At 62.7% G+C, this 24,729-nt stretch carries 27 protein-coding genes; 15 read left to right on the forward strand and 12 right to left on the reverse strand.

Translation table 11 applies throughout. From position 1 onward, the window contains the following. Positions 1 to 7: 7 nt before the first annotated feature. From ACP154_RS02820 to ACP154_RS02830, 3 genes are read right to left on the reverse strand one after another with little or no spacing between them, the layout of a single operon-like run. Positions 8 to 373, reverse strand: coding sequence for a hypothetical protein (locus ACP154_RS02820; RefSeq protein WP_421857077.1), 366 nt, complete (start codon positions 371 to 373; stop codon positions 8 to 10). A 38-nt stretch (positions 374 to 411) separates the two neighbouring features. Beyond that, positions 412 to 771 (reverse strand): hypothetical protein, encoded by a 360-nt coding sequence (locus ACP154_RS02825; RefSeq protein ID WP_421857075.1) that lies wholly within the window; start codon positions 769 to 771, stop codon positions 412 to 414. A gap of 9 nt (positions 772 to 780) precedes the next feature. Next, on the reverse strand, positions 781 to 1,203 hold the full coding sequence (locus ACP154_RS02830; RefSeq protein WP_421857073.1) for a DUF4345 domain-containing protein: 423 nt from the start codon (positions 1,201 to 1,203) through the stop codon (positions 781 to 783). Between the two features lie 101 nt (positions 1,204 to 1,304). Here ACP154_RS02830 and ACP154_RS02835 point away from each other — a divergent pair, with 101 nt between their 5' ends. Continuing rightward, positions 1,305 to 2,264 carry an AraC family transcriptional regulator gene (locus ACP154_RS02835; protein ID WP_421857071.1) on the forward strand — a complete coding sequence of 320 codons (960 nt, stop codon included), beginning with the start codon at positions 1,305 to 1,307 and terminating at the stop codon, positions 2,262 to 2,264. Here ACP154_RS02835 and gltB read toward each other — a convergent pair. After that, positions 2,261 to 6,769, reverse strand: coding sequence for a glutamate synthase large subunit (gene gltB / locus ACP154_RS02840; protein ID WP_421857069.1), 4,509 nt, complete (start codon positions 6,767 to 6,769; stop codon positions 2,261 to 2,263). The genes ACP154_RS02835 and gltB overlap by 4 nt on opposite strands. Further along, entirely contained in the window at positions 6,766 to 8,271 is a 1,506-nt protein-coding gene (locus ACP154_RS02845) for an NAD(P)-dependent oxidoreductase (protein WP_421857067.1), read from the reverse strand. The genes gltB and ACP154_RS02845 overlap by 4 nt, the downstream gene beginning before the upstream one ends. 211 nt (positions 8,272 to 8,482) lie before the next feature. On the opposite strand from ACP154_RS02845, the gene ACP154_RS02850 reads away from it, so the two are divergent. The 5 genes from ACP154_RS02850 (at position 8,483) to ACP154_RS02870 (ending at position 11,683) form a co-directional block, all read left to right on the forward strand. Then, complete coding sequence (locus ACP154_RS02850) at positions 8,483 to 8,668, forward strand: (2Fe-2S)-binding protein (protein ID WP_421857065.1); 186 nt, start codon at positions 8,483 to 8,485, stop codon at positions 8,666 to 8,668. Positions 8,669 to 8,906: 238 nt separating this feature from the next. Continuing rightward, positions 8,907 to 9,389 carry a bacterioferritin gene (bfr, locus tag ACP154_RS02855; RefSeq protein WP_107711568.1) on the forward strand — a complete coding sequence of 161 codons (483 nt, stop codon included), beginning with the start codon at positions 8,907 to 8,909 and terminating at the stop codon, positions 9,387 to 9,389. 168 nt (positions 9,390 to 9,557) lie between these two features. Continuing rightward, positions 9,558 to 10,355, forward strand: a complete 798-nt coding sequence (locus ACP154_RS02860) for a ZIP family metal transporter (protein WP_421857063.1) — start codon at positions 9,558 to 9,560, stop codon at positions 10,353 to 10,355. 11 nt (positions 10,356 to 10,366) lie between these two features. Beyond that, positions 10,367 to 11,074: a ZrgA family zinc uptake protein gene (locus ACP154_RS02865; protein ID WP_421857061.1), complete on the forward strand. Its 708-nt coding sequence runs from the start codon at positions 10,367 to 10,369 to the stop codon at positions 11,072 to 11,074. 66 nt (positions 11,075 to 11,140) lie between these two features. Next, complete coding sequence (locus tag ACP154_RS02870) at positions 11,141 to 11,683, forward strand: DUF3299 domain-containing protein (protein WP_421857058.1); 543 nt, start codon at positions 11,141 to 11,143, stop codon at positions 11,681 to 11,683. 214 nt (positions 11,684 to 11,897) lie between these two features. Here the strand turns inward: ACP154_RS02870 and ACP154_RS02875 are convergent, their stop codons facing one another. After that, complete coding sequence (locus tag ACP154_RS02875; protein ID WP_421857055.1) at positions 11,898 to 12,440, reverse strand: GNAT family N-acetyltransferase; 543 nt, start codon at positions 12,438 to 12,440, stop codon at positions 11,898 to 11,900. A 5-nt stretch (positions 12,441 to 12,445) separates the two neighbouring features. Continuing rightward, a complete protein-coding gene (locus ACP154_RS02880) occupies positions 12,446 to 13,918 on the reverse strand; it encodes a sodium/proline symporter (RefSeq protein ID WP_421857052.1) in 1,473 nt (490 codons plus the stop codon). 158 nt (positions 13,919 to 14,076) lie between these two features. Here ACP154_RS02880 and ACP154_RS02885 point away from each other — a divergent pair, with 158 nt between their 5' ends. After that, positions 14,077 to 15,021: a DMT family transporter gene (locus ACP154_RS02885; protein ID WP_421857049.1), complete on the forward strand. Its 945-nt coding sequence runs from the start codon at positions 14,077 to 14,079 to the stop codon at positions 15,019 to 15,021. After that, the gene (locus ACP154_RS02890) at positions 15,018 to 16,166 is read left to right on the forward strand and encodes a Rieske 2Fe-2S domain-containing protein (RefSeq protein WP_421857046.1); all 1,149 of its coding nucleotides are present in this window, start codon (positions 15,018 to 15,020) and stop codon (positions 16,164 to 16,166) included. Before ACP154_RS02885 ends, ACP154_RS02890 begins: the two co-directional genes overlap by 4 nt. A gap of 5 nt (positions 16,167 to 16,171) precedes the next feature. Here the strand turns inward: ACP154_RS02890 and ACP154_RS02895 are convergent, their stop codons facing one another. After that, positions 16,172 to 16,795, reverse strand: coding sequence for a TetR/AcrR family transcriptional regulator (locus tag ACP154_RS02895; protein ID WP_107713588.1), 624 nt, complete (start codon positions 16,793 to 16,795; stop codon positions 16,172 to 16,174). A 195-nt stretch (positions 16,796 to 16,990) separates the two neighbouring features. Here ACP154_RS02895 and ACP154_RS02900 point away from each other — a divergent pair, with 195 nt between their 5' ends. Beyond that, entirely contained in the window at positions 16,991 to 17,197 is a 207-nt protein-coding gene (locus tag ACP154_RS02900; protein WP_421857043.1) for a twin transmembrane helix small protein, read from the forward strand. On the opposite strand, the gene ACP154_RS02905 is transcribed toward ACP154_RS02900, so the two are convergent. Both ACP154_RS02905 and ACP154_RS02910 read right to left on the reverse strand, forming a co-directional pair. After that, positions 17,194 to 18,291 carry a serine hydrolase domain-containing protein gene (locus ACP154_RS02905; protein ID WP_421857040.1) on the reverse strand — a complete coding sequence of 366 codons (1,098 nt, stop codon included), beginning with the start codon at positions 18,289 to 18,291 and terminating at the stop codon, positions 17,194 to 17,196. The two genes, ACP154_RS02900 and ACP154_RS02905, sit on opposite strands and share 4 nt — an antisense overlap. Positions 18,292 to 18,310: 19 nt before the next feature. Next, the gene (locus tag ACP154_RS02910) at positions 18,311 to 18,457 is read right to left on the reverse strand and encodes a hypothetical protein (protein ID WP_421857037.1); all 147 of its coding nucleotides are present in this window, start codon (positions 18,455 to 18,457) and stop codon (positions 18,311 to 18,313) included. Between ACP154_RS02910 and ACP154_RS02915 the strand changes: the two genes are divergently transcribed. The 4 genes from ACP154_RS02915 to ACP154_RS02930 all read left to right on the forward strand — a co-directional run bounded on the left by ACP154_RS02915 (position 18,456) and on the right by ACP154_RS02930 (position 21,778). Beyond that, on the forward strand, positions 18,456 to 19,031 hold the full coding sequence (locus tag ACP154_RS02915; protein WP_421857034.1) for a cob(I)yrinic acid a,c-diamide adenosyltransferase: 576 nt from the start codon (positions 18,456 to 18,458) through the stop codon (positions 19,029 to 19,031). The genes ACP154_RS02910 and ACP154_RS02915 overlap by 2 nt on opposite strands. A gap of 158 nt (positions 19,032 to 19,189) precedes the next feature. Next, positions 19,190 to 19,798, forward strand: coding sequence for a YceI family protein (locus ACP154_RS02920; protein ID WP_421857031.1), 609 nt, complete (start codon positions 19,190 to 19,192; stop codon positions 19,796 to 19,798). Positions 19,799 to 20,086: 288 nt separating this feature from the next. Continuing rightward, on the forward strand, positions 20,087 to 20,836 hold the full coding sequence (locus ACP154_RS02925; protein ID WP_107711579.1) for an electron transfer flavoprotein subunit beta/FixA family protein: 750 nt from the start codon (positions 20,087 to 20,089) through the stop codon (positions 20,834 to 20,836). Beyond that, positions 20,837 to 21,778: an electron transfer flavoprotein subunit alpha/FixB family protein gene (locus tag ACP154_RS02930; protein ID WP_421857028.1), complete on the forward strand. Its 942-nt coding sequence runs from the start codon at positions 20,837 to 20,839 to the stop codon at positions 21,776 to 21,778. A gap of 63 nt (positions 21,779 to 21,841) precedes the next feature. Here ACP154_RS02930 and ACP154_RS02935 read toward each other — a convergent pair whose 3' ends face one another. Together ACP154_RS02935 and ACP154_RS02940 are read right to left on the reverse strand one after the other, a co-directional pair. Then, positions 21,842 to 22,342, reverse strand: coding sequence for a hypothetical protein (locus tag ACP154_RS02935; RefSeq protein ID WP_421857025.1), 501 nt, complete (start codon positions 22,340 to 22,342; stop codon positions 21,842 to 21,844). A gap of 70 nt (positions 22,343 to 22,412) precedes the next feature. Next, on the reverse strand, positions 22,413 to 23,006 hold the full coding sequence (locus ACP154_RS02940; protein ID WP_421857022.1) for a TlpA family protein disulfide reductase: 594 nt from the start codon (positions 23,004 to 23,006) through the stop codon (positions 22,413 to 22,415). 57 nt (positions 23,007 to 23,063) lie between these two features. On the opposite strand from ACP154_RS02940, the gene argH reads away from it, so the two are divergent. Together argH and lptM are read left to right on the forward strand one after the other, a co-directional pair. After that, complete coding sequence (argH, locus tag ACP154_RS02945; RefSeq protein WP_421857019.1) at positions 23,064 to 24,518, forward strand: argininosuccinate lyase; 1,455 nt, start codon at positions 23,064 to 23,066, stop codon at positions 24,516 to 24,518. Further along, the gene (lptM, locus tag ACP154_RS02950) at positions 24,515 to 24,712 is read left to right on the forward strand and encodes an LPS translocon maturation chaperone LptM (protein WP_107711584.1); all 198 of its coding nucleotides are present in this window, start codon (positions 24,515 to 24,517) and stop codon (positions 24,710 to 24,712) included. Before argH ends, lptM begins: the two co-directional genes overlap by 4 nt. The last annotated feature ends 17 nt before the right edge of the window (positions 24,713 to 24,729 follow it).

Genomic DNA, 24,729 nt, shown 5'->3' on the forward strand with positions numbered 1-24,729 from the left:
CGTTCGTCTAAGCGGTGCGCGGCGCGGTCAGCGCCACATAATGCAACCCCAAAAGCATCACCGCCCCGCCCACATACAGCCCCGCGAAAGGCGCATAGACCATCTGCCCGACGACCAGCGCCATCACCGCCATGACCAACCCATACACCGCCAGCGCCAGCACCACGATCCGGCCCAGCGCACGATCCTCCGCGCCTTGCCAGCGCGCCCGCGAGGTCCAGGTCAGAAACGGCAATAAAGCCAGAGCGGCGCCCAGCGCCAGATAGGCCGGCAGGCCGACGCCCGCGAGCGCGCCCTGGGCCACAAGCCCGCCCGCGCCCGCCAGCATCATCAGAACGCCCCAGACAAGAGGATGATTGATACGTTTCAACATGGAGGCCAGCTTAGAGCGTGTCGCGACACCGCGCCAGATCAGGCTTTCGTCGGAACCCGCGCCGCGATTATCATCAGTCCTATAAAACCGACCAAACCGCCCAGTTGCAAGCCGATGCCGATGACGGCGGGGCCAAAGAGCCAGGCGGCGAGGATACCGCTGACCAGCGCCGTCCCAAGCGCGGCGAGGCTCGCACGTGTCCGCCACAAGGTCGGCGCGGCGCGCCAGCGCTCTCGATTGAGAAAGCCCATCCCCAGAAGCGCCGCCGTGCCCACAAACGGGCCGAGCAGCGCGCTCCAGTGCGCCGTCACCAGAAGGCCCGCGGAGGCGGTCCAGCCAAGGCCGACGACGAGCAAAGCCGCCGCCAGCCAATAGGGGATCTGCAAAAGGCGCGTCATGACCGGAGCCTAGGCGGGTTTCAGTCCCGCCTCCAGTGCGGAGGATCCCGAGAGCGCCCTCAGCGCCCAGACGCTGGCAAAGCCTAAAATGAGTTCGATCCCGAAAGCTGCGAGCAAGCCGGTATCGGGCATGCCGTCCATTGCGATAGAGACCAAGCGCCCCAGCGCCCAGCCGAGCAGCAAGAGCGCGCTGAAGCCGCTCGCCGCTCTCATCCAGACCCCCAAAGCGGCTGAAGCCAGTACAAAACCGCCGCCCAGGGCCAAAGCGCCGCCCGGCGCGCGCAATTCGCTGAGCAGATTAGGATCAGGGCTAAGCGTCACCCCGTTCAGCGCAAACATGGCGTGCGGGTCGGAGACCAGCATCACCCCGATCCCTGTCAGCACAACACCGTTCAACCCCAGCAGGGCGCGAACATTCCTTTGCGTTTTCATGGCGTCTCTCCTGTCCAAAGCCGGGTGGAGATTGCGTTTGTCGCTATGAACAGGCCATGCTCGCCCGTCCGAGAAAATTGACTCTCCGTCCGGGGGTTTTCATGAGCACGCCCAACACAGACCCTCGCCCCCGGCCCGATCCGCTGACCGCACTGCTCGATCAGCTGAAACTGACGGGGACCTTGTATTGCCAGACCGACATGGCGGCGCCCTGGGGCATCGCGCTGCCCGCGTTTGAGGGGTTGACCCTGATCGCCATCGTCCTCGACGGGGCTTGCCAGTTGCGACTTGAAGGCGAGGCGCCGGTGCGTCTGGAAGCCGGGGATCTGGCGCTCATCCCCAATGGCGCGCGCCATGAGCTGTTCAGCGATTCTGAGGCTGATTTGGTCCCGCTGGATCAGCTGGACGTGACGCCGCTGAGCCCCCGTTATGAAACCCTGATGCTGGACGGTCCCGGCTCGCGTTCGCGGATCACCTATGGCGTGGTGCGCTTTGATCAGGTGCTGGGCGCGCAAATGATGGCGCATTTGCCGACGCTGATCGTATCAAAAGGCGCGGAGGCGCAAGACAGCTGGATCACCTCCACGCTGACGATCATCGCGCGCGAATCCGAAGAGCTCTCACCAGGCAGCGAAGCGGTGATCACGCGATTGACCGATGTGCTGGTGATCCAGCTGGTCCGCAGCTGGTTCGAGACTGAAGCCAGCGCGCAGAGCGGGTGGCTGGCCGCCCTGCGCGATCCGCATCTGGGACGCGCCCTCACCGCGCTTCATGACCAACCCCAGCGGGACTGGACATTAGAGGCGCTGGCGCGCGAAGCCGGGCTGTCGCGCTCGGTCTTCGCCGCACGCTTTACCGAACAGCTGGGCCAATCCGCCATTAGCTATCTGACCCAATGGCGGCTGCATCTCGCCCATCGCGCGCTGTCAGACACACGCACCCCGATGATCGAGATCGCCGAAACCGCGGGCTATGGCTCAGAAGCCGCATTCAGCCGCGCCTTCAAACGCCAGTTCGGTCACGCGCCTGGCGCCGTGCGCCGAGACGCTGACCCCGCCTAAGCGCGTTTCTCCTGCGCCTCCATGCCGGTAGCCGGCGGGAAGGGGACGATGTGGCGAATGGCGAGCTTGCGGGTCTCCCAGTCATTGAGGATGGCGGCGGCATGCAGGCTGCCGGTCGCGGCGTAATGATCCTCGATCAGGGCGCGGCAGCGCGCCTCGGCCTCGCCCGCCAGCACATGAACCCCGACATTTTCAGGATTTAGGCGAGGCTCCAGCCTGTCTTGCTCGTCGAGCACAAAGGCTTCCCCGCCGGTCATGCCGGCAGCGAAATTGTCTCCGACCTTGCCGAGGATCACCGCGACGCCGCCGGTCATGTATTCACAGCCGTTTGCGCCGCAGCCCTCGACCACCACGGTCGCGCCGGAGTTTCGCACCGCAAAGCGCTGGCCCGCCCCGCCCGCAGCGAACAGCCGTCCTGACGTTGCGCCATAGAGCACGGTATTGCCGATGATGGCGTCACCGGGGCGATGCTCCTTGCAGCCGCCAAAGGGGCGGATGGCCAGCGTCGCGCCCGACAGGCCCTTGCCCACATAATCATTGGCGTCGCCTTCAAGCTCGATCCTGAGCCCCGTGGCGGAGAAGGCGCCCAGGGATTGCCCCGCCGAACCGCGCAGGCGCAAGGTGAGCTGGCCGTCTTCGAGCCCGTCCGGGCCGAAGGTGCGCACGATTTCAGACGACACCCGCGCGCCCACGGCGCGGTCGGTGTTCTTCACGTCATAGACCAGCTGCATCTTCTCACGCCGCGAGAATACCGGCTCGGCGTCTTTGAGGATCTGCTCATCGAGCGCCGGGGCCACCGGGTTGCGTTGCGTCCGAGTCGAGCGCGGCGGCCGCGCCTGCGGGTCCACGCGCACCAGCAGCGGGTTGAGATCAAGATCATCAAGATGATCCGCGCCGCGGCTGACCTGATCGAGAAGATCCGCCCGGCCGATCACGTCTTCCAGACGCTCTGCACCGAGGCTCGCGAGGATTTCACGGGTGTCGCGCGCAATGAAGGTCATCAGATTGACCACATGGTCGGCGAGCCCGGAGAAGCGCTTTCTGAGCTCTTCATCCTGGGTGCACACGCCCACCGGGCAGGTGTTGGAATGGCACTGGCGCACCATCAGACAGCCCAGCGCCACCAGCGAGGTCGTGCCGACGCCGAACTCTTCCGCGCCCAGCATGGCCGCGATCACCACATCGCGCCCGGTGCGGATGCCGCCATCCGCGCGCAGGGTGACCCGTTCGCGCAAGCCGTTAAGCGACAGCACCTGATGGGCTTCAGACAGGCCCAGCTCCAACGGCGCGCCCGCGAACTTGATCGAGGTTTGCGGGCTGGCGCCCGTACCGCCAACGCTGCCCGAGATCAGGATCACATCGGCATGGGCTTTCGCCACGCCCGCTGCAACCGCCCCTACGCCCGCCGCGGAGACGAGCTTCACGCAGACGCGCGCATAGGGATTGATCTGCTTGAGGTCGTAGATGAGCTGCGCCAGATCCTCGATCGAGTAGATGTCATGGTGCGGGGGCGGGCTGATCAGCGTCGCGCCCGGCGTCGCATGGCGCATCTTGGCGATAAACCCGGTCACCTTGAAGCCGGGCAATTGCCCGCCCTCGCCGGGCTTGGCGCCCTGGGCGACCTTGATCTCGATCTCGCGGCACTGGTTGAGATATTCCGCCGTCACGCCAAAGCGGCCGGAGGCCACCTGCTTGACCGCCGAGTTCATATTGTCGCCGTTCGGCATCGGGTGATAGCGCGCGGGGTCTTCCCCGCCCTCGCCCGAGACCGACTTGGCGCCGATGCGGTTCATGGCGACGTTCAGCGCGCCATGGGCCTCCTGGCTGAGCGCGCCAAGCGACATGCCCGGCGTGACAAAGCGCTGGCGGATCTCGTTCACGCTCTCACAGCGCGACAGATCGACAGGCCCGCTCAGCGGGCGCGGCTCCAGAAGGTCGCGCAGCTGGATCGGCTGGTCTTCGTGATTGAGCTTGGCCACATAGGCGCGATAGGCGTCGTAATCCTCGTTCCGGACCGCTTTCTGAAGCAGGCTGATCGAGGCCGCTTCCAGCGCATGCGCCTCGCCCGAGCTGCGCTGGCGATAAAACCCGCCCACGGGCAGGCGCACCGCATCCTCATGGCGCCAGGCCCAGCGATGAAGTTCCGCGAGCTTTGACTCAAGCCCCGCAAGGCCAATGCCGGAAATTCGGCTGGTGACCCCGCCCAGATACTCGCTCGCCACGGCGCGGCTCAGGCCCAGCACTTCAAAATTACAGCCGCCGCGATAGGAGCTGACCACCGAAATGCCCATCTTGGACATGATCTTGAGAAGGCCCGCATCAAAGGCGGTCTTCATGTTCTTCGCCTTCTGCTCAGGGCTCATGCCTGACAGAGTGCGCTCGGTGCGCGCGGCCACGGTTTCAAACGCCAGATACGGATTCACCGTGGTGGCCCCAAGGCCCACCAGAACCGCCAGCGCATGCGGATCCGTGACTTCAGACGTGCGCGCATTCAGCGAACAATAGGTGCGGAGGCCTTTTCTCGTGAGGTGCGTGTGCACCGCCCCCACCGCCAGCGCCATGGGCACAGGCGCGAAACGTTCGCTCTGGCGTTCGTCAGTCAGGATCAGGTGCTGGGCGCCGCCTTCGCTGATCGCCGCCTCGGCTTCGGCGCGAATGCGATCAAGCGCCGCCTTCAGACCCGCGCCGGAGCCAGTGGCGTCTGCGGCCGGCAGGGTGACATCGATCAGCGCGACCCCTTCGCCCAAAACGGCGCGCAAGCGGTCATACATGCCGTTGGTGAGCACCGGAGAATTTAAAACGAAGACATCGGTTTGCGCCGCGTCTTCCTCCAGCACATTGCCGAGATTCTTGAAGCGGGTTTTCAGGCTCATCACCCGACCTTCGCGCAGCGGGTCGATGGGCGGGTTTGTGACCTGAGAGAAGTTCTGCCGGAAATAATGACTGATCGGACGATAGCGGTTGGACAGCACCGCCAGCGGGCTGTCATCGCCCATGGAGCCGATGGCCTCCTTGGCGTCTTCGGCCATGGGCGAGAGGATGATCTCGATCTCTTCCATCGTCATGCCGGCGGCGGCCTGTCGACGGGCGCGCTCGGCGTCGTCAAACAGAAGCGGCTCTGGCCCGGGACCGACCTCGGACTCGATCTCGCGAACGTTTTTCAGCCAGTCTTCGTAAGGGTGCTTGGCGGCGAGCTGATCAAGCATTTCAGCCTCGCGCAGGAAGCCGCCTTCGGCGAGGTCCACCGCGATCAGACGCCCCGGCGCCACGGCGCCGCGCTCGATCACACGCGACGGTTCGAGCTCGGCCATGCCGGTTTCAGAGCCGACGGTCAGAAGCCCGTCTTCCGACAGGCTCCAGCGCAGCGGACGCAAGCCATTGCGATCAAGGCCCGCAATCGCCCAGCGGCCGTCACACGCGATCACGGCGGCCGGCCCGTCCCAGGGCTCCATCACCGAATTGCAATACTCGTAAAGCCCGCGCCAGGACCCCGGCATGATCTCGCCGCGTTTGGACCAGGCTTCAGGAATCAGAAGCGTTTTCGCCATGGGCGCCGAACGGCCTGCCCGCACCAGGATCTCAAACACCTCGTCCAGCGCCGCAGAGTCCGACGCACCAGGGCTGATCACCGGGCGCACCACATCCTCGGCATCCTTGAACGCGGAGTGGGCCATGAGGATTTCATGGCTCTGCATCCAGTTGCGATTGCCCTTGAGCGTGTTGATCTCGCCATTATGGGCGAGCATGCGGAAGGGTTGAGCCAGCTTCCACTCGGGGAAGGTGTTTGTTGAATAGCGCTGATGGAAGATCGCAAAGGGCGAGACAAAGCGCTCGTCGCGCAGATCAGGATAGAACTGGTCGATGGCTTCGGCCAGAAACATGCCCTTGTAGACGACGTCGCGCGCGGAGAGTGAGCAGACATAGAGCTCAGGCACGGCTTCGGCGCGGGCGCGCTGTTCGATCCGGCGGCGCACCAGATACAGGGCGCGTTCCAGCTCGTCCGCACCGCGATCACTGGTGTCCTCAAACAGGATCTGTTCGATCGCCGGGCGGGTCGCCGCAGCCTTGGCCCCCAGACAGGAGGGATCCACCGGCACCTGACGCCATCCGAACAGGCGCAGACCCGCGCGCAGGACTTCCGTCTCGACGATGGTGCGGCCTTTTTCCTGGGCTCCGAAATCGGTGCGCGGCAGGAAGACCATGCCGACGCCGATGGCGTGCTCGCTGGGCTCGTGCCCGGTGCGGGCCACCGCCGCCTTGAAGAAATCCTGCGCTATGCCTAGACGCAGGCCCGCGCCATCGCCGGTCTTGCCGTCTGCATCCACAGCGCCCCGGTGCCAGACCGCCTTGAGCGCTTTGAGCCCCAGCTCGACGGTTTCACGGCGCGGCTCGCCCTTGATATCGGCGATCAGGCCTACGCCGCAGGCCGAGCGTTCACTCTCAAGCTCATACGCGCCGGCATCGATCAGGCGCTGACGTTCGGTCAGATAATCAAACTGGCTCATTCGGCAGGCTCCGCAATTGGCTGCGCCTGCGCTTTGCGCGCGCCCGCCATCAGATCGGCATGGATGGTTTCAGCCGCGTCCAGACCGTCTTTCACGGCCCAGACGACCAAAGACGCACCGCGCACAGCATCACCGCCCGCATACACCCCCGGCAGAGAAGTGCGGCTGCGGTCGGTCACACGGATCGCGCCGCGCGGATTGAGCTCCAGCCCTTCCGCACCCAAGGTTTGCGGGAAATTCTCCGGCTCAAAGCCCAAAGCCGCGATCACCATATCGGCCTGGCGGTCCTCTTCCTGACCGGGCATTGCGACCGGACGGCGGCGGCCCGACGCGTCAGGCGCGCCCAGAGTCATTTTCTGGATGCGCACGCCGGAGGCGGTTTCTGCATCACCCAGAATGGCGGCGGGAGCGCTGAGCCAGTCAAACATCGCGCCCTCTTCCTCGGCATGGACCACTTCACGCGCCGAGCCGGGCATGTTCACCCGGTCACGGCGGTACAGGCACGCCACGCTGTCGGCGCCCTGACGGATGGCGGTGCGCACGCAATCCATGGCGGTGTCGCCGCCGCCGATCACCAGAACGCGCTTGCCGCTGGCGTTCAGACGACCGCCCTGTGCGCTCTCATCGCCAAAGCCCGCCTTGTTGGAGGCGGTGAGATAATCAAGAGCTGGAACAAGACCGCGCCCGCCGCCGCCAGGACAGGTCAGGGCGCGGGCCGCATAGGCGCCCGCAGCCACATAAACCGCGTCATGACGCGCTCGCAGGTCGGTCAGGCTGGCGTCCCGGCCCACTTCGAAATTGAGCTTGAACACCACACCGCCCTCTTCCAGGCGTTGGGTGCGGCGTTCGACAACAGACTTGTCGAGCTTGAAATTGGGGATGCCATAGATCAGCAAGCCGCCCGCGCGATCCTGACGCTCATAGATCGTCACCTCATGGCCTTGTTGGGCGAGACGCTCCGCCGCGGACAGCCCCGCGGGTCCAGAGCCGACAATGCCCACAGACAGGCCGGTCTTGCGCGCCGGGCGGATAGGCTTCACCCAGCCGTTTTCCCACGCAGTTTCGGTGATGAAGGTCTCGACCGAGCCAATGGTGACCGCGCCATGACCCGATTGCTCAATGACGCACGCGCCTTCGCACAACCGGTCTTGCGGGCAGATCCGGCCACACACTTCGGGCATGGCGGAGGTGGCGGAAGAGCGCTCATACGCTTCTTGCAGACGCCCTTCCGCGACCAGCATCAGCCAGTCGGGAATATCATTGTGCAACGGGCAGCCCGATTGGCAGAACGGGACGCCGCATTGCGAACAGCGTTCGGCCTGCGCCTCACCCTGCTCCAGGCTGAAAGGCGCATAGATCTCATCAAAGTCGGTCCGGCGCTCGTCTGCGGACCGTTTGTCCGGATAGCGCTGGTCCGTGCTTGTAAACTTCAGCACAGCCGTCTCCTCATGTGCGTCCGCGGCGTCTTTGTAACGCTCTTTGTCCGGACGTTCTTGCTGCATTGCATCATGAGACAGCCCGTCAGCGCAAGCGTGAGCCGGTTCAATCGGGCGGTAATTGTTTCAGAGCCCAGTGATACAAGGGCGGTTACACCTGATAAACTTTTGACAGTCGGGCCCACGAGATCGCCGTTGACACTCATTCGCAAGAATGACTATATTAGTTGCGAATGATTTGCGGACACACTCGCAACCCGCATCACGGATCTGCTCCATGTATGTTTGCCTCTGCAACGCGCTGAAATGCACCCAGTTCAAGGCCGCCGCCAAGGACGGAGCGAATGATGTGCCCAGCGCTTTCAAAGCGTGTGGCGCCAAGCCCCAGTGCGGACGTTGCTTTGAAGAAGCTGATCGTGTGATGCAGACCGCCCGGATCCAGCACGGCGTCGCCGTCGCTTAATCCCCGTCGTCAAAGTGACATCCGTGATACGGATCGGCATCAACCGGTCTGCTGCAGCTCAGGTGTGAGCCGTTGTCTGAGTGATAATCTCCGACGTTCTCCCGCCAAAAATTGCGCCGCCTGACTCTCGCGACTGAGAGTGCCTTGCACTGGCAAAGATAATCGTCCGATCCCCCTTTCTTTACAGGCGTTTCGGGGTATTTTACCGGTCTCATCACACGCGTTTATGGAGCGGCATATGAAGGGCGATCCCAAGGTTATCGAGCACCTGAACAAGGCGCTGCGGCTGGAACTGACCACGGTCAACCAATACTTCCTTCATGCGCGCATGTTCAAAGACTGGGGCTTCGCAAAGATCGCCAAGGTCGAGTACGAAGAATCCATCGACGAAATGAAACACGCCGATGCGCTGATCGAGCGCATCTTGTTTCTCGAAGGCCTGCCGAACGTGCAGGATCTGGGCAAGGTGCTGATCGGCGAAACCCTCAAGGAGTGCCTGGAATGCGATCTTGAAGCGGAGCGCCGCGCGCATCCGGTCTACAAGGACGCCATCGCCTATTGCGAACAGGTCGGCGATTACGGCAGCCGCCAGCTGTTTGATGAAATTCTGAAATCGGAAGAAGAGCATATCGACTTTCTCGAAACCCAGCTGGGACTGATCGAGAGAATTGGCGAAGAACGCTATATGCAAAGCCAGATGTCGCCTGGCGAAATGGGCTAAGGCTGTCGTCTAAATCGCTTTGGAAGCGCCGCCCACCAGGGCGGCGTTTCTGTTTTCAGCCTTCTCATCGGGGTGCAAGGCGCGATAATACGGCCAAGCGCGCTTGCCCCCTCGGGTCACAGCCGCTATCAGAGTGAAATAATATAACACTCGGGATGGTCCGCTTCCGTGTCTGCCGCTTATCTCCTTACGCTCAGCCTTGGGCTGACCGCCGCGCTCGTCTGCGCCCTGGCGCTGGTGCTGGTGCACCGCGCCAGCGGTTTTACACGCGCGAACGCCCCCCTGTTTGCTGCGTTCGCCGGCGGCGTTGTGGTAACCTTGGCGCTGGTGAAGCTGATCCCTGAAGCGCTGGACTTGCATCCCTATGCCGGATGGCTGGTGCTCGCCGGGTTCGGTTTCGGACTGGTGCTGCACGTCTTGGTCGGGGCCGCCATCAAGAGACAAAGCGTCGCCGGACGCATGCAGGCGCTGGCGCCGGTTCTGGCGATCGCCGTGCATTCCACTTTGGACGGGACCGTCTACGCCGTCACCTCAGCCATTGACCCCTATACGGCGATCAGCACGGCGACCGGTCTGATCTTGCATGAAATGCCAGAGACACTGATCTGTTTCTTGCTGCTTCAGCGTGGCGGCTTCTCAGATCGCACAGCAACTGTGCTCGCATTTCTGGCGGCAGGCGCGACCACCCTGATCTCCGCCGTGATCTCAGGTCCGTTCGCCCTGGGCGTTGATCCAGCCGTGCTGGGCATGCTGTTCGCTGTGGTCGCGGGCCTTCTATTGCAGGTCGGCGCTTCGCATCTTCTGGGCGAAACCGCGCAGGCGGGCTGGCTCAAGGGCTTGAGCGCCGTCTTCGCCGGCGCCGCCGTCGCGGCTGTCATGACGCTGGGTCATGATGACAGCCATTCCCATGCGCCGCACGAAGCGCATGATCACAGCCCGCCTGACTTTCGTCACTCTCATCGTTAAGGAGATTGCTTATGCGCCTTGGTATCGCCTGCCTCACCGCCTGCTTTCTGGCTTCACCCGCTCTGGCTCAGAATGCGGAACCGATGCGGCAGCTCGGCGCGCATGTGCACGGCGCGGCCCAACTGGCGATCGCTGCGGACCCTGAAGGCGCCGTGCTGGCCGAACTGACGACCCCGGCTTTCAATCTCTATGTGTTCGAGCACACGCCTGAAACGCCAGAAGAGCGGGCTGTGGTCGAGCAAGCGGCGCGCACCCTGGCCAGCGCCTCCATGATCACCCTGTCCAGCGCCGCACAATGCACGCTCACAGGGACGCAAGTGGGCGGCGGACCCGCAGATGCGTCTGACGATCACCATGACCATGACCATGACCATCACCATGATCACGAGCATGAGCATGAGTATGGTCACGCCCATGACGCGGATCATGAGCACATGCATCACGATGGCTCCGCCCACCATGAGCATCATGATGATCACGATCACCATGACCACGGAGATCATCACGATCACAACGACCATGCCGGTCACGGCCATGCCGATGTCGTGGTGAGCTGGACATTTGAGTGCGCCCGGCCCGAACGCCTCTCGGATGTCGATCTGTCAGGCCTGTTTGAGGCGTTCAATCAGTTTGAAACGCTGGAAGTTCAGTATTTTGACGGCGCTCGCGCCGCAGCCCAGGACCTCACGCCGGCCCGCTCGGTCCTGCGCCTGGACTAGGACGCGCACTCTTTTCAGCCTCGTATCTTGCGCTTCAGTATCAGCGAGCGCAATTTACGAGGCATGATGCGCACAATTCTTCTCTCCGCTTTTCTGGCTGGCGCAGCGCTGACCGGCGCGACCGCAGCCCTTTCCATGGACCGCGCCGAGGCGCAGTCCACCCCTGAATTCCTGGACCTGTCCTGGGCTGACTTGTTGCCCGAAGGCGAAGCGGAACGCATCGCCCAATTGCAACAGATGCAGGCGATCCAGAGCGGCATGGACCATTTCGGCGCTGACCGGATGCCGCAAATTCAGACCTTCAACACTGTGGATGCGCTCAACGGCGAGATCGTGCGATTGGGCGGTTATGTATTGCCCTTTGATTTTACCGGTTCGCGCGAGATCAGCCGCTTCTTGCTCGTGCCCTATGTGGGCGCGTGCATTCACGTCCCGCCTCCGCCCCCCAACCAGCTTGTCTATGTCCACGCCGATGACCCGATACAGATCCAAGGGTTATGGGACCCGGTCTATGTTAAGGGTGTGATGCGCACGGATCGCCATGACAATGATCTGGGCGACACCGCCTACACGCTCGAACTGACCGAAATCCTGCCTTACACACGATAGACCGCACGCTTTTGTGAGCGCGTGTCCTAATTTCGGCGCATTGTCGAACAGTTCCGGACACAGAGTTTCGCGAACATGTATGCGCTGAGCTGCACGCTCTTTGCGTGTGCCAGCTTGGGGCTCGTCTTGCGTGTACCAGCGCGGCACACAATCGTCAGAGGGGGGCGATCGAAGCCTGCGCGTCCGCTCGGCGGGTCCCACCCGCGCCAGCCTCTCACGGAGCGGCGGGCCGGTCCCTCCAGTAAAGCGTCACGGGCGTTCCGCCCAGATCCGCCGTCTCCGCGCGCCCGAAGCCCAGTTTTTGAACCACCCGGATCGACGCGGTGTTCTCATCTTGAATAATCGCGCAGGTCAGCGGCGCCTTGAGCACATCATCCGCCCAGCCCATCACGGCCTGCATGGCTTCGGTGGCGTAACCACGCCCCTGAAAGGCCGGTGAAAGGACATAGCCGGCGTCTGGTACGCCTTCGATGGACGGGGTCATGTCGCGCTTGAAATCAGCAAGCCCCGCCTGCCCCACAAAGCGGCCGGTTTCTCGCTCGACCACCGTCCAATACCCATAACCCAGTAAGGCCCAGAGCCCCGGGAAACGCAGCAGCCGCGCCCAGCTGTCGCTGCGGCTTGAGGGCTTGCCGCCGATATAGCGCACGACGCTTTCATCGCCCCAGAGCGCGGCGCTCGGCTCAAAATCCTCATACAGCGTTTCACGCAGGATCAGGCGCTCGGTGGTCAACGTCGGGCAGGCGGCTACGGTCATTGGCGTCAAGTCCGGGACTGGCGGAAGATGAAGAGAAGCACAAGCGGAATCACCCAAGGGAAGATCCGCTCAAACGGATCGCCAGGCGTGCTGGCGAGGCTCGATAATAACGCTGGAAGGCCGCCCATGGCGACACCATCCACCTGCCCGAAAACATAAAACACCACTGTCAGCACAAAACCGGTCGCGATAGAGGCCAGGATCGCCAGTCCGCGCGGCTCAACCGAGCAGACGCGCATCAGGATGACAGGCCCAAAGGCCGCGCCCAGAGCCGACCAGGAGAACAGCACGCGGTCAAAGATCGAAGCGGGCAGGCTGAGGGTGAGCGCCACCGCAAGCACGCACAGACCAGACATGACCGAGCGGCTGATCAGCATTTCACGGCCCGGAAAACGCCGCGCCAGCCCCAGATCATTCACCGCCGCCGCCGAAGCCGCGATCAAAAGCGAATCCACCGTGCTCATCACTGCAGACAGCACGGCTGCGATGACGATGCCCGCCAGCACTGCGGGCAGAACCATGGCTGCGATCTGATAAAAGAGCGCCTCGCCGTCCGCGGCGTCCATGACAAGCGCTCGTCCAGACAGCGCCAGGATCGCCATGCCGGCGTGAACGACCACCCCCCAGCCGATAGCGATGGCAAAGCCACGCTTGCGCGCCTTGTCATCGCGCACCGCCATCAGACGCGCCAGAAGATGCGGCTGACCCAAGGCGCCCAGTCCGATCGAGGCGAGCCCGGTTGCAAACCCGATAAAGGCGAACAGGCCGCGCCCGCCCATGGGATCAAGATAGGCGGCGGGCATGGTCGCAGAGAGCGTTGTCCAGACGCCGTCAATCCCGCCCGCACTGATCAAGGCCAAGAGCGGCAGCACCACCGAGATCACGGCCATGACGCCCGCTTGCAAGGTGTCGGTCAGCGAGACCGCCCAGAAGCCGCCCATCAGCGCATAAATCAGGATCACCCAGGCGCCCAGAAGTACGCCTTCCCAATGGCTGATGTTGAACTGACTCTCAAACGCGATCGCCGCGGCGCCGAACTGGGCGGCGATATAGACCATAAAGGTGAGCAGCACGAGCAAACCCGCCAGGCTTCGCACCCAGACTGTCCAGCGCCCGGCGCCCGCCGCCATGTAGTCACTGGCGGTGATGTGCTTGTCCCGAGCGGACGCCGCGCGCAGGCGCGGGCCGAAGACCAGCCAGATGACCGCATATGCGCCCAATATGCCCGGGACCATCCAGAGCGCTGACACCCCCTGATCATAGACAAAACCGGTATAGCCCAGAAGCACCCAGGCTGAAGAGGTGGAGGCCGCGTAGGACAGACCCGCCACCCACGGTCCCATCTTGCGGCCGCCCAGAAAGAAATCGGTTTCATCATGGGTGAAGCGCGACGCCAGGACGCCGATCAGGATCAGCCCCAGCTTGTAAGCGATCAGTGTGATCAACACGACGCCCGCGGTCGCTCCAAGATCATCCATGCGTGTCCCCTAAGTCTTTTGACCGACTATGCAAACTCAAAGCGCTGGCGCACACCCCTTTTTTGTCCCGCAAGCGTAACGACAAAACTGGACAAGTCCCCAACCGGTCCAGCAAATGACCTCATCTGATTACCCTTACTCTCTGTCAGGCGTTCTCCATGCCGCTTTCCGCCTCTTCTCGCCTGCCAATCCCCGGCGTCGCCGTGCTCGCGGTCAGCGCCGCCATCTTGGGATTCGCCTCGATCTTGGTGAAGGCGTCAGAGCTTGGTCCGCAAGCCATCGCCTTTTGGCGTTTATCGCTGGGATTACCGCTGCTCGCGGCCCTGCTGGGCCATCGTCTCTGGTCACGACGACGCGCAGGCGCGTCGTTCACGTTCAAGCCGCCCGGCTGGCGCGCCCTGGCGTTGGCGGGCGTGTTCTTTGCGGGCGATCTCGCCTTCTGGCACGCCGGCATCAAGATCACCACCGCCGCCAATGCGACCTTGCTGGCCAATCTGACACCCATTCTGGTGGCGATCGCCGCCTGGTTCCTGTTCCAGGAGCGTCCTACGCGCGGCATGTTCATCGCAGGCGTGCTGGCGATCCTGGGCGCGGTGTGCCTGGCGGGCGGCAATGTGCGTTTCGCTCCCGAACGGATCAGTGGCGACATTCTCTCCGCTCTCACCGCAGTCTGGTATACGGGGTACATTCTGAGCATTCGCGCGGCCCGCAAGGCCGGCGCAGCAACGGTCGAGGTCATGTTCTGGTCCGCCTTCGTGGGCGCGCCCATCGCGCTTCTGGTGGCGACGGGCTTCAATGAACCGCTCTTGCCACCGGATCCGTCAGGCTGGTGGCCGCTGCTGGCGCTGGCCCTGATCGTCCATGTGGGCGGTCAGGGCGGGATCGCTTATGGGCTGGGTCACACGCCCGCCGCCCTCGCCACCTTGATCATTCTGATCCAGCCTGTCGTTTCCGCCTTTGCGGGTTGGGTTCTGTTCGGCGAAGCCTTCACCCCTTTGCAATGGATCGGGGCCGCACTGGTGATGATCGGCGTTTACGCCGCACAACGCGCTGGCGTTCAAGTCTCGACCCCGGGCGCAGGCGCGGCTAAACCCGACCCATGACCGACACCGCCGCTTCCGCCTCCGCCTCCTCCAGCGCCTCGAGCGCTTCGCCCAAGACCGGTGATGACCCGTTCCGCGCTCTGGGCGGCCCGCTGATCCGCGACATCTGGTATGTGGCCATGACGTCAGACGAGCTGAAGGCCGGCAAGCTTTACAAGAAAAAATTCCTGAGCGAGCCCATCGTGATGGGCCGCGACGGACACGGCGCGCCGTTTGCTCTGCGCGATCTGTGTCCGCACCGGGCCGTGCCTCTATCTTCAGGGCAGATGCTGGACGAGCCCGATGGCGGCAAGACCGTGGAATGCCCGTATCATGGCTGGCGCTTCCGCACCGATGGCGGCTGTGCGCACATTCCGTCTCTGGTGGAGGGGCAACCCTTTGACCTGAGCAAGATCCAGGTGCGCAAATACACCCTGCGCGAACAGGACGGATTGGTCTGGATCTACATGCCGACCGACCCGGCGCGCGAACCCGACAGCGAGCCGCCGCGCTTTGAAAACATGGTGCTTCACAAGGGCCAGACCGAAGGCAAGGTGAAGTTCGTCCAGCGGGCCGAACTGGCCTGCCACCAGGATCACGCCGTGATCGGTCTGCTCGACCCGGCCCATACCCCCTTCGTGCACAAGAGCCCGCTCTGGCGCAGCTCAAAGACGCTGAAGGAAAAAGAGAAGCATTATGCACCCAGCGAAATGGGCTTCACCATGCTCTCTCATAAGCCGGTGAACTCCTATATTTACAACATTATCGGCGGCGAAATCCGGGTGGAGATTCAGTTTCTCCTGCCCGGCTTGCGCTCGGAATCCATTCGCAACGAAAAATACGGCTTCATCGGGCTGGCGGCGATCACGCCGATTGATGAAAATCTGTGTGAAATCCGCGAGATCATGTACTGGGACGTGCCGATCCTGAACCTCGTTAAGCTGATCGCTCGCCCTTTCACTCACGCCTTTTTGCAGCAGGACGCCCGGATCATGAAGCTCCAGGGCGAGGGCCTGTCCTATGACCCGCCACTCATGCAGATTCCGGACGCGGACACTTTGATGGTGTGGTACCGACGGCTGAAACGCGAATGGATGAGCGCGAAGGCGGAGGGCCGGGCGTTCAGGAACCCCGTCAAACCCGCCGTCCTGCGCTGGAGAACCTAAGGCGCCTAGCGCGTCAGAATCCCTTCGATCACAAGACGGACCCGGTCTTCCAGTGACACTATGGGACGCTCTTCGTATTCGCTGCGGCGTTTGGCGCGCATTGCGCCCAGAAATTGGTCGCTCAGAACCGCAATAATCGTGTCAGGGTTGGCATCCTGTCGCAACTCACCAGAGGCGATGCCAGCTTCTATCACGCGCCGGATCGGGCGCCAGGCCAGTTCCATCTGATCAAATGCAGCTTGATAGGTGGGATCAGCCATCATCCAGCTATGGCCGACAGCGGCGGCGAACAGTTCGCTATTGCGTGACTGTGCTTCGAGCATGATCTGCAGCAAAGCAATGATCCGATCCGTCAGACCGCCCGACAAGGCAGCTTCCATCTGCTCGACAGATTCTGCAATGATCTCGACTTCATTGCTTAAGATCGCCATGAGTAGTGCGGCTTTTGAAGGCTCTGCGTTCAGAACGGTGCCCGGAGACACACCCGCTTCATCCGCAATGGCCTTGATGGTCGCCCCTTCATAACCTTGGGACAGGAAGACTTTTTCGGCCGCTTCAAGAACAGCGGCCTTCGTCGCTTCGCGCCTCATATCACGGCGCGTCACGCGGCCCCCGGCAAGATCACGCATTTCGTTGGTCCTGGCGTTAAATGCATTCATCGATTCGCGGAGTATGAGGGCTTTCCAGTTAGATGAACAGGCAGCGCCTTCATTATGCTCGCAAAAGGCGAGTATTAATTATCCTATCGCGGAAGTAGTGCGGCCTTGTGTCAGGTCTTGAGCCGCGCCATTGCCACCCCAAGGCTTCCAGCCTACATCAGCGGCATGATCACATTTGTCGATATTCTGCTTTACGCCCTGCTAGCTGTTGTCTTTGTCGTGCTCTGCGTCGGGATTTTCGCCCTGTTCAAGGGGGGAGAGTTCGGACGCTCCTGGTCCAACAAGCTCATGCGGGCCCGCGTCGCGCTTCAGTTCGTCGCTGTTCTGGTGCTGGTCGCTGGCTTCTGGCTGAAAAACCAGTTTGGCGCCTAGGGAGTCTCAGCCTCCAGAATGTGCGTGAGCGCTTCTCCCAGAACCGGCGAGGCCCGTTGAACGCGCCCATCATTGACGACAGCCGCCGCAGCACGGCCGCCCACCGGGTCAATCCGAACCCGGATCAGCCACATGGTGTTCGAGCCGCTATGCCCCAGCGCGCCCTCTGAGGTGACGCCCCAACCCATGGCGTAGGCCTCCTCGCCCAGCGGTCGATGCAGAACCTCCCAGCTGCGTGCGCTGAGATAAGCTCCATCGTCTGCACCCAGATGCGCTTGAAGAAAATCCAGCACGTCATCAAGGCTCATATGCGCCCGGCCCGCCGAATTCAGCACGGGCGGGTTGTCCGCTCGCTCATCCGGCTCTCGCACCGACAGGCCGCCAAACAGGCCCGCGCCATGACCGCGTGGCTGGTCGTTCGCCCCCATTACGCCCGGCGGGCCCCACCCCGCGCTCTCCATGCCCAAGGGTGAGAACACCTCCTCTTGCATCAGGGTCTCATAGGACTGTCCCGCAGCCTGCTCCATCATCAATGCGGCGATGACATAGCCGGCGTTGGAGTAGAGGAACGCGCCGCGTGACTGGGTCGGCGCTTGCGCTAAAAGGATTTCAGAGTAGCGCAGACGGTCCTCCTGAACATCACGGCTGTCATCTGATCCCAGAAAACGCAGCGTCGACAATCGCCCCAGATTGGCCGGCAGTCCGGAGCGATGATGCAGCAAATCCGCCAAGGTCACCGGTAAGAACTCAGTCCGGATCTCAAGCTCCAAATCTGACAGCGCCTCGCCCAGCGTCGTCTCCCAATCGATCACGCCCGTTTCCACCAGACGCGCCGCAAGCGTCGCCGTCATCGCCTTGGTGTTCGATCCCAGATGCCACAGATCATCCGGCGTCACGTCATCTGGCGCGTCCTGACGACGTACGCCGGCGACCGCGACGCTGCGCTCGCCATCGCGCGTCACCCAGGCAACGCCAGCCGCTGGTGCGCCGGTTTCCGACAGGACAGAGTCTGCAACTGACTGCAGCTGCGTTAGAGGCTGGGCATGGGCGACCGACAGACAGGCCAGCGTCGTCGCAGCAAAAAAGACTATCATGTCAGACTCCAAAGGCATGTTACGCAAAGGTGACACTTTCAGGTTTGCCAGCTCGGTGCAATTCCGTCAAGAGTAACTTGTAGGTGACACCGAAGGCAGCTTCCACCCATTGTCGTTGTGCGCCTTGCTCGATAGTTTGCCCGCGCAAATCAAAGGAGAGCGCCATGGTCCGGCTCACGAAAATCTACACCCGCACCGGTGACACGGGCCGCACCCGTCTGGGCGATATGAGCGAGACCGACAAGCACGACCTCCGGGTCGAGGCCTATGGTGCGGTAGATGAACTGAACGCCGCGCTGGGCCTGGCGGTTTGCGGCGCGGGCGAGAACCACCCGCTGACGCCCGAGCTGACGCGCATCCAAAATGACCTGTTTGATCTGGGCGCCGATCTCTGCGTGCCGGATCGCGGTGAACAGCTCGACTGGGAACCCTTGCGCATGACGCCTGCGCAAACCGACTGGCTGGAAGCGCGCATCGACGCCCACAACGACAAGCTGGAACCGCTGGACAGTTTCATCCTGCCCGGCGGCGCTGAATTGTCTGCGCGCCTGCATCTTGCGCGCACCATCGCTCGCCGCGCCGAGCGCCGCACGGTCGAGCTGGCGAACCGGGGCGACGTCGTGGGCGCGCCAGCGATCACCTATCTCAACCGGGTGTCGGATTATCTGTTCGTGGCGGCGCGGATCGCCAACGATGACGGCGCGCGCGATGTGAAGTGGGTTCCAGGCGCGAACCGCTGACGCCCGCATAAGGCGTCCGCACACTCTCTCGTGAAGCGTTTCCATTCCGGAAAAAACGAAATTCACGCCAGACGGGTAGCAAAGTGCGGGTGAGCCTCCCTATTTAACTGCATGCGGCCCGTTGCCGCAGTTTCGCCGTTCACACATAGGGACAGAGCATGATGAAGACCGCATACGCCGCCGCCTCGCTCGCGGCCTTCCTGGGCGCCGCCGCCCTCACCCCCTCAGCTTTCGCCGATCCGGTCGAGTACGAGTTTGACAAGACCCACACCGCGATCCGCGCCACCTGGACCCATCTGGGCTTTTCTCACCAGGCCATCCAGTTCACCGACTTTGACGGTGTTTTGATGCTGGACTTTGAAGAGCCCGCGAACTCCACCGTGGACGTGACCTTCAACCTCGCAGACGGCTTCTGGGTCGGCGCCGATCAGGACCGCTTCGTGGGTCATCTGAACTCCCCCGACCTCTTCAACACCGCCGAATATCCGACCGCGCGTTTTGTCGCCACCGGCTTTGAGACCGAGGATGGCGAAACCGGCCAGATGATGGGCGATTTGACGCTGCTGGGTCAGACCCATCCGGTGACGCTGGACGTGACGCTCAACCAGCGCGGTCCGAACCCGTTCTCGCAAACCCCGACCGCGGGCTTCACCGCCACTGGCGAAATCCTGCGCTCACAATGGGGCATGGGTTACGCCGCACCGGCTGTCTCTGATGAAATCCGCATCGAGATCAACACCGAGCTGACGGTCGTCACCGAAGAATAATCCGTCAGCTGCGCCCGGCGCCTGACAACCTGACCAACGGCCGACCTCCCTGGGAGCGTCGGCCGTTTTTGCGTCCGGGCGCCGCCGCCAGAGTGACCCGCGTTCACTCGAGCAGTGCTGCGCTGCAACGTCTTGTCCGGACCTTCAGGCATGGCGCGTTGACTTATGAGGGTGGCAAGGGCAGTTTCCGCGCCTAAGTTCAAGCCTGACCATAGTCGGCGCCAGGTCTCGGGAGCAATCGGCTCCCTCGCGCCGAGCAGTTCAAACGAAGAGAAACCGGAGCCGTCGATGAAGATCCTCGTCCCCGTCAAACGGGTAGTCGATTATAACGTGAAGGTCCGCGTCAAACCGGATCAGACCGGGGTCGACCTGGCCAACGTCAAGATGAGCATGAACCCCTTCTGCGAGATCGCTGTGGAAGAAGCGATCCGGCTGAAGGAAAAGGGCGTCGCCGAAGAGATCGTCGTGGTCTCCATCGGTCCCGCCCAGGCTCAGGAGACGATCCGCACTGCGCTCGCCATGGGCGCGGATCGCGGCATCCATGTGACCACGGACGCGACGGTCGAACCGCTCGCCGTGGCGAAAATCCTCAAAGGCGTCGTGGAAGCGGAATCCCCCGAGCTGGTCCTTCTGGGCAAGCAGGCGATTGACGATGACTCCAATGCGACCGGTCAGATGCTCGCTGCCCTTTTGGGCTGGCCGCAAGCCACCTTCGCGTCCGAAGTCGAGAAAACCGACACGGGCTTCAACGTCACGCGCGAGATTGACGGCGGTCTGCAGACCCTCGCCATCCCGGCCCCGGCGATCATCACCAGCGATCTGCGCCTGAATGAGCCGCGCTATGCGTCTCTGCCCAACATTATGAAGGCCAAGCGCAAGCCGATCGACGCCAAGACCCCGGACGATTTCGGCGTGGACATCAGCCCGCGTCTGGATGTTGTGAAGGTCTCCGAGCCGCCCAAGCGCGAAGCGGGCGTCAAGGTTGAGACTGTGGCCGAGCTGGTCGACAAGCTGAAGAACGAAGCGGGGGTGATCTAAATGACTGTTCTGGTTATTGCTGAACACGACAACGCGGAACTCAATGACGCCACGCGCGCCGCTGTGACTGCGGCCTCGAAAATCGGCGGCGACATTCATGTGCTGGTCGCCGGCAAAGGCGCAAGCGCTGTGGCTGACGCCGCCGCCAAGCTCGACGGCGTCTCCAAGGTTCTGCACGCGGACGCAGATACGCTCGAGAAGAAGCTCGCTGAAGCCATGGAAGCCGTTGTGGTCTCCATCGCCGGCGATTACGACGCCATTCTCACCCCGGCCACGACCGTGGGTAAGAACTTCATGCCGCGCGTCGCCGCCAAGCTCGATGTGATGCTGATCTCCGACATCACGGCCGTTGAAAGCCCTGACACCTTCGTGCGCCCGATCTATGCGGGCAATGCGATGCTGACGGTGAAGTCCAACGACGCCAAGAAGGTCATCACCGTACGTCCGACCACGTTTGAAAAAGCGGGTGATGGCGGTTCGGCCTCTGTTGAGAGCCTGGATGCACCGGCTCCGTCAGCCAATTCAGAGTTCGTTTCTGAAGAGCTGTCCAAATCGGACCGCCCCGAGCTGGCTTCCGCCAAGATTGTCATCTCCGGCGGTCGCGGCATGGGCAATGGCGAGAACTTCGCCATCCTCGAAAAGGTCGCTGACAAGCTCAACGCCGCCGTGGGCGCCTCGCGCGCGGCTGTGGATGCGGGTTTCGTGCCGAACGATTACCAGGTCGGCCAGACCGGCAAGGTGGTCGCGCCCGAGCTGTACATCGCCGTCGGCATTTCCGGCGCGATCCAGCACCTGGCCGGCATGAAGGACTCCAAGGTCATCGTCGCGATCAACAAGGATGAAGAAGCTCCGATCTTCTCCGTCGCTGATTACGGCCTCGTCGCCGACCTGTTCCAGGCCGTGCCCGAGTTCGAAGCCGAGCTGGGCAAAGTCGGCCTCTAAGCCGTCTTTCCAACCGAACACAGAAAACCCCGGAAGCGCCGCTTCCGGGGTTTTTTGCAGCCTCTATTGCGCCTCGAACGCTCGCTCGACCGGCCAGTCTTCGGTCTCGGACCGCCAGGCCAGGCTGGCGACTTTCCACACCCCCTCTTGCCGCGCGAGAACGATGGTGTTCACCCCGGTCGTAATCGTTTCGCCTGTATCCGCGCGCGTCGCTTCATAGGCGCTTAGGATCGTGGCGAGCCCACCATAGAGATGGGTTTGGCGACGGGTCTCGGCCTCGGTGAAGCCCATTTCCGACAAGCGCTCACTGTTACGCGCGACATAATCCTCGATGGTCAGCGTCACCACGCGGTCTTCGCCATCCGGCGTGGGCGCCAGAACGGTCATCTGCGCGCCGTCCAGGAACATCGCCCGGAAGCGGTCCCAGTCGCGCGCCTCGCCGACAGGACCGGATATCACGTCATAGAGCGCCTCGACAGCCTCGCCGGGCGTCTCCTGGGCGTGCGCAGGCATCACCCAGCCCAGTGCGGCGACACCTGCGCCAGCGATCAGCAGATATTTCATGTCAGTGTCCTCCCCAGATTGAAACCCTCATTGGGGACGCTCTAACGCGCAAAAAGCAAGTGAAGCCGCGTTAATACCGCTCCAGCGCCGCCTCGATCAGGGCATAGGCCTCCGGGCTGTTCCACTCGGCTTCACCGGCAACGCGGCCAATTTCGATGCCATTGCGATCATAGAGAATGGTCAGAGGCAGGCCGCGATTGGCGCTGCCCATCACGCCGAAGGCGATGCTCATGCCGGGATCAAAATAGAAATTCAGATGATCCAGCTCATACTCTTCAAAGAAGGCCTGCGGCTCCTCAATCCGACGATCCATGGAGATGGTCACGACCTCGAAATCATCCGAGCCATACGCCCCCTGCAGCTCGTTCAGATAGGGCATCTCGACCACGCAGGGCGCGCACCAGGTCGCCCAGAAATTGACCAATAGAAGCTTGCCGCGCTTGTCGGCCAGGGTGATCTCCTCACCCTCGCCCGTGATCAGCGTATTGCGCGGTTGCTCGGGCGCTTCAGGCACCGTGCGGAACTCCGACATTTCGCCAACCGCGAAACTGTCGAGCGGGCCATGAGTGGAACTGACAAGCGCGCTGGAAATAACGTATAGGATGCCCAGCACGCCAATCGCGCCGACTGTGAGAATGCCTGTTTTCAAACTCGGCGCTTTCATAGCGACCCTCTTTTCTACCGGTTCCGCTCCAGAACCCCGCCCAAGGACGCATCGCCCATGACCGAAGATGTAAAATCCCAGAACGCAAAAGCCAGCGGCATCTGGGGCGGCCGATTTAACGCCGGACCTTCCGCCGTGATGCAAGCGATCAATGCGTCCGTGGACGTGGACAAACGACTTTTTGAACAGGACATCGCCGGATCCCTCGCCCATGCCCGGATGTTGGCCGCCTGCGGCGTGATTTCAAGCGAGGATGAGCATGCCATCTCATCCGGCCTGATCGCCATTCGCGATGACATCATCTCTGGCGAGTTTGAGTGGAAGCCCGAGCTTGAAGACGTCCACATGAATATCGAAGCGGCGCTGCGAGAGAAAATCGGCGCGCCTGCTGGGCGTCTTCACACCGCACGCTCGCGCAATGACCAGGTCGCGACCGATTTCCGTCTCTGGCTGCGCGGCGCGCTCGATGACGCCGCCCAGGGTTTGCGCGCCTATCAGGCAGCGCTGGTCAAACAGGCTGAAACCCATGCCGATTGGGTGATGCCAGGCTTCACCCATCTGCAGACCGCGCAGCCGATTTCGTTGGGCCACCATCTTCTGTGCTGGGTTGAAGCAGCCGAGCGCGACCGGGGCCGCCTGCTGGACGCCCGCGATCGTCTGAATGAAAGCCCGTTGGGCGCTGCTGCGCTTGCGGGCACCGCCTTCCCGATTGATCGGAGCATGACCGCTGACGCGCTCGGATTTGACGTCCCCATGGCGAACTCGCTGGACGCGGTCTCCTCGCGGGATTTCGCGCTCGAGGCGCTCGCCGCCGCAACCATCACCGCGGTCAACCTGTCGCGCTTCGCCGAGGAGATCGTGCTCTGGACGTCTGGCCGGTTCGGCTTTGCGCAACTCACAGACGCTTTCTCCACAGGCTCTTCAATCATGCCGCAAAAGCGCAATCCGGACGCCGCTGAGCTGGTGCGCGCCAAGCCGGGTCGCATCTCCGGCGCGCTTCAGGGCCTGATCATTGTCTGCAAGGGCCTGCCGCTCGCCTATTCCAAGGATATGCAGGAAGACAAGCAGCTCGTCTTTGACGCGTTTGATGATCTGGCGCTCGCCATCGCAGCGATGAGCGGCATGGCGGCGGATCTGAGCTTTAACCGTGAGACGCTGGAAGCGGCGGCGGGAGAGTCCTATTCCGACGCCACAGACCTCGCTGACTGGCTGGTGCGCGAGCTGGGCATGCCCTTCCGCGACGCTCATCATGTATCAGGCTCAGCCGTGAAGGCCGCCGAGGCCAAAGGCCTGCCGCTCAAGGATTTGCCGCTGGCGGAGTATCAGGCCATCGAGCCGCAGATCGACGATCGGGTCTTCTCGGTCCTGTCCGCGCGGGCGTCCATGGAAAGCCGCACCAGCTATGGCGGCACGGCCCCGGTCCGGGTTATGGAACAGGTCAAAGCCTGGCAGGAGCATTTCGAGTTCGAGCTGGACCTGTATGACACGGGTGAAGATGGAGAGATGGCATGAAACGACTGACCCTCGCCTTTCTGGGCTTCGCGGCAGCGCTGGTGCTGTCAGGTTGTGGCATTCGCGGCGATCTTGAACGCCCGCCGCCCTTCTGGGGCGCAGATGAGCGCACCGCGGACGAACGCGCCTATGAGAGCGATGAAACCGCAGAAGACGCCGAAGGCGAGTCCACTGCAAGTGAGCAAACGCGCTAGGTCATTCCCCCGTGCAA

The sequence above is a fragment of the Oceanicaulis sp. genome, assembly GCF_965249665.1.
Classification (GTDB): Bacteria; Pseudomonadota; Alphaproteobacteria; order Caulobacterales; family Maricaulaceae; genus Oceanicaulis.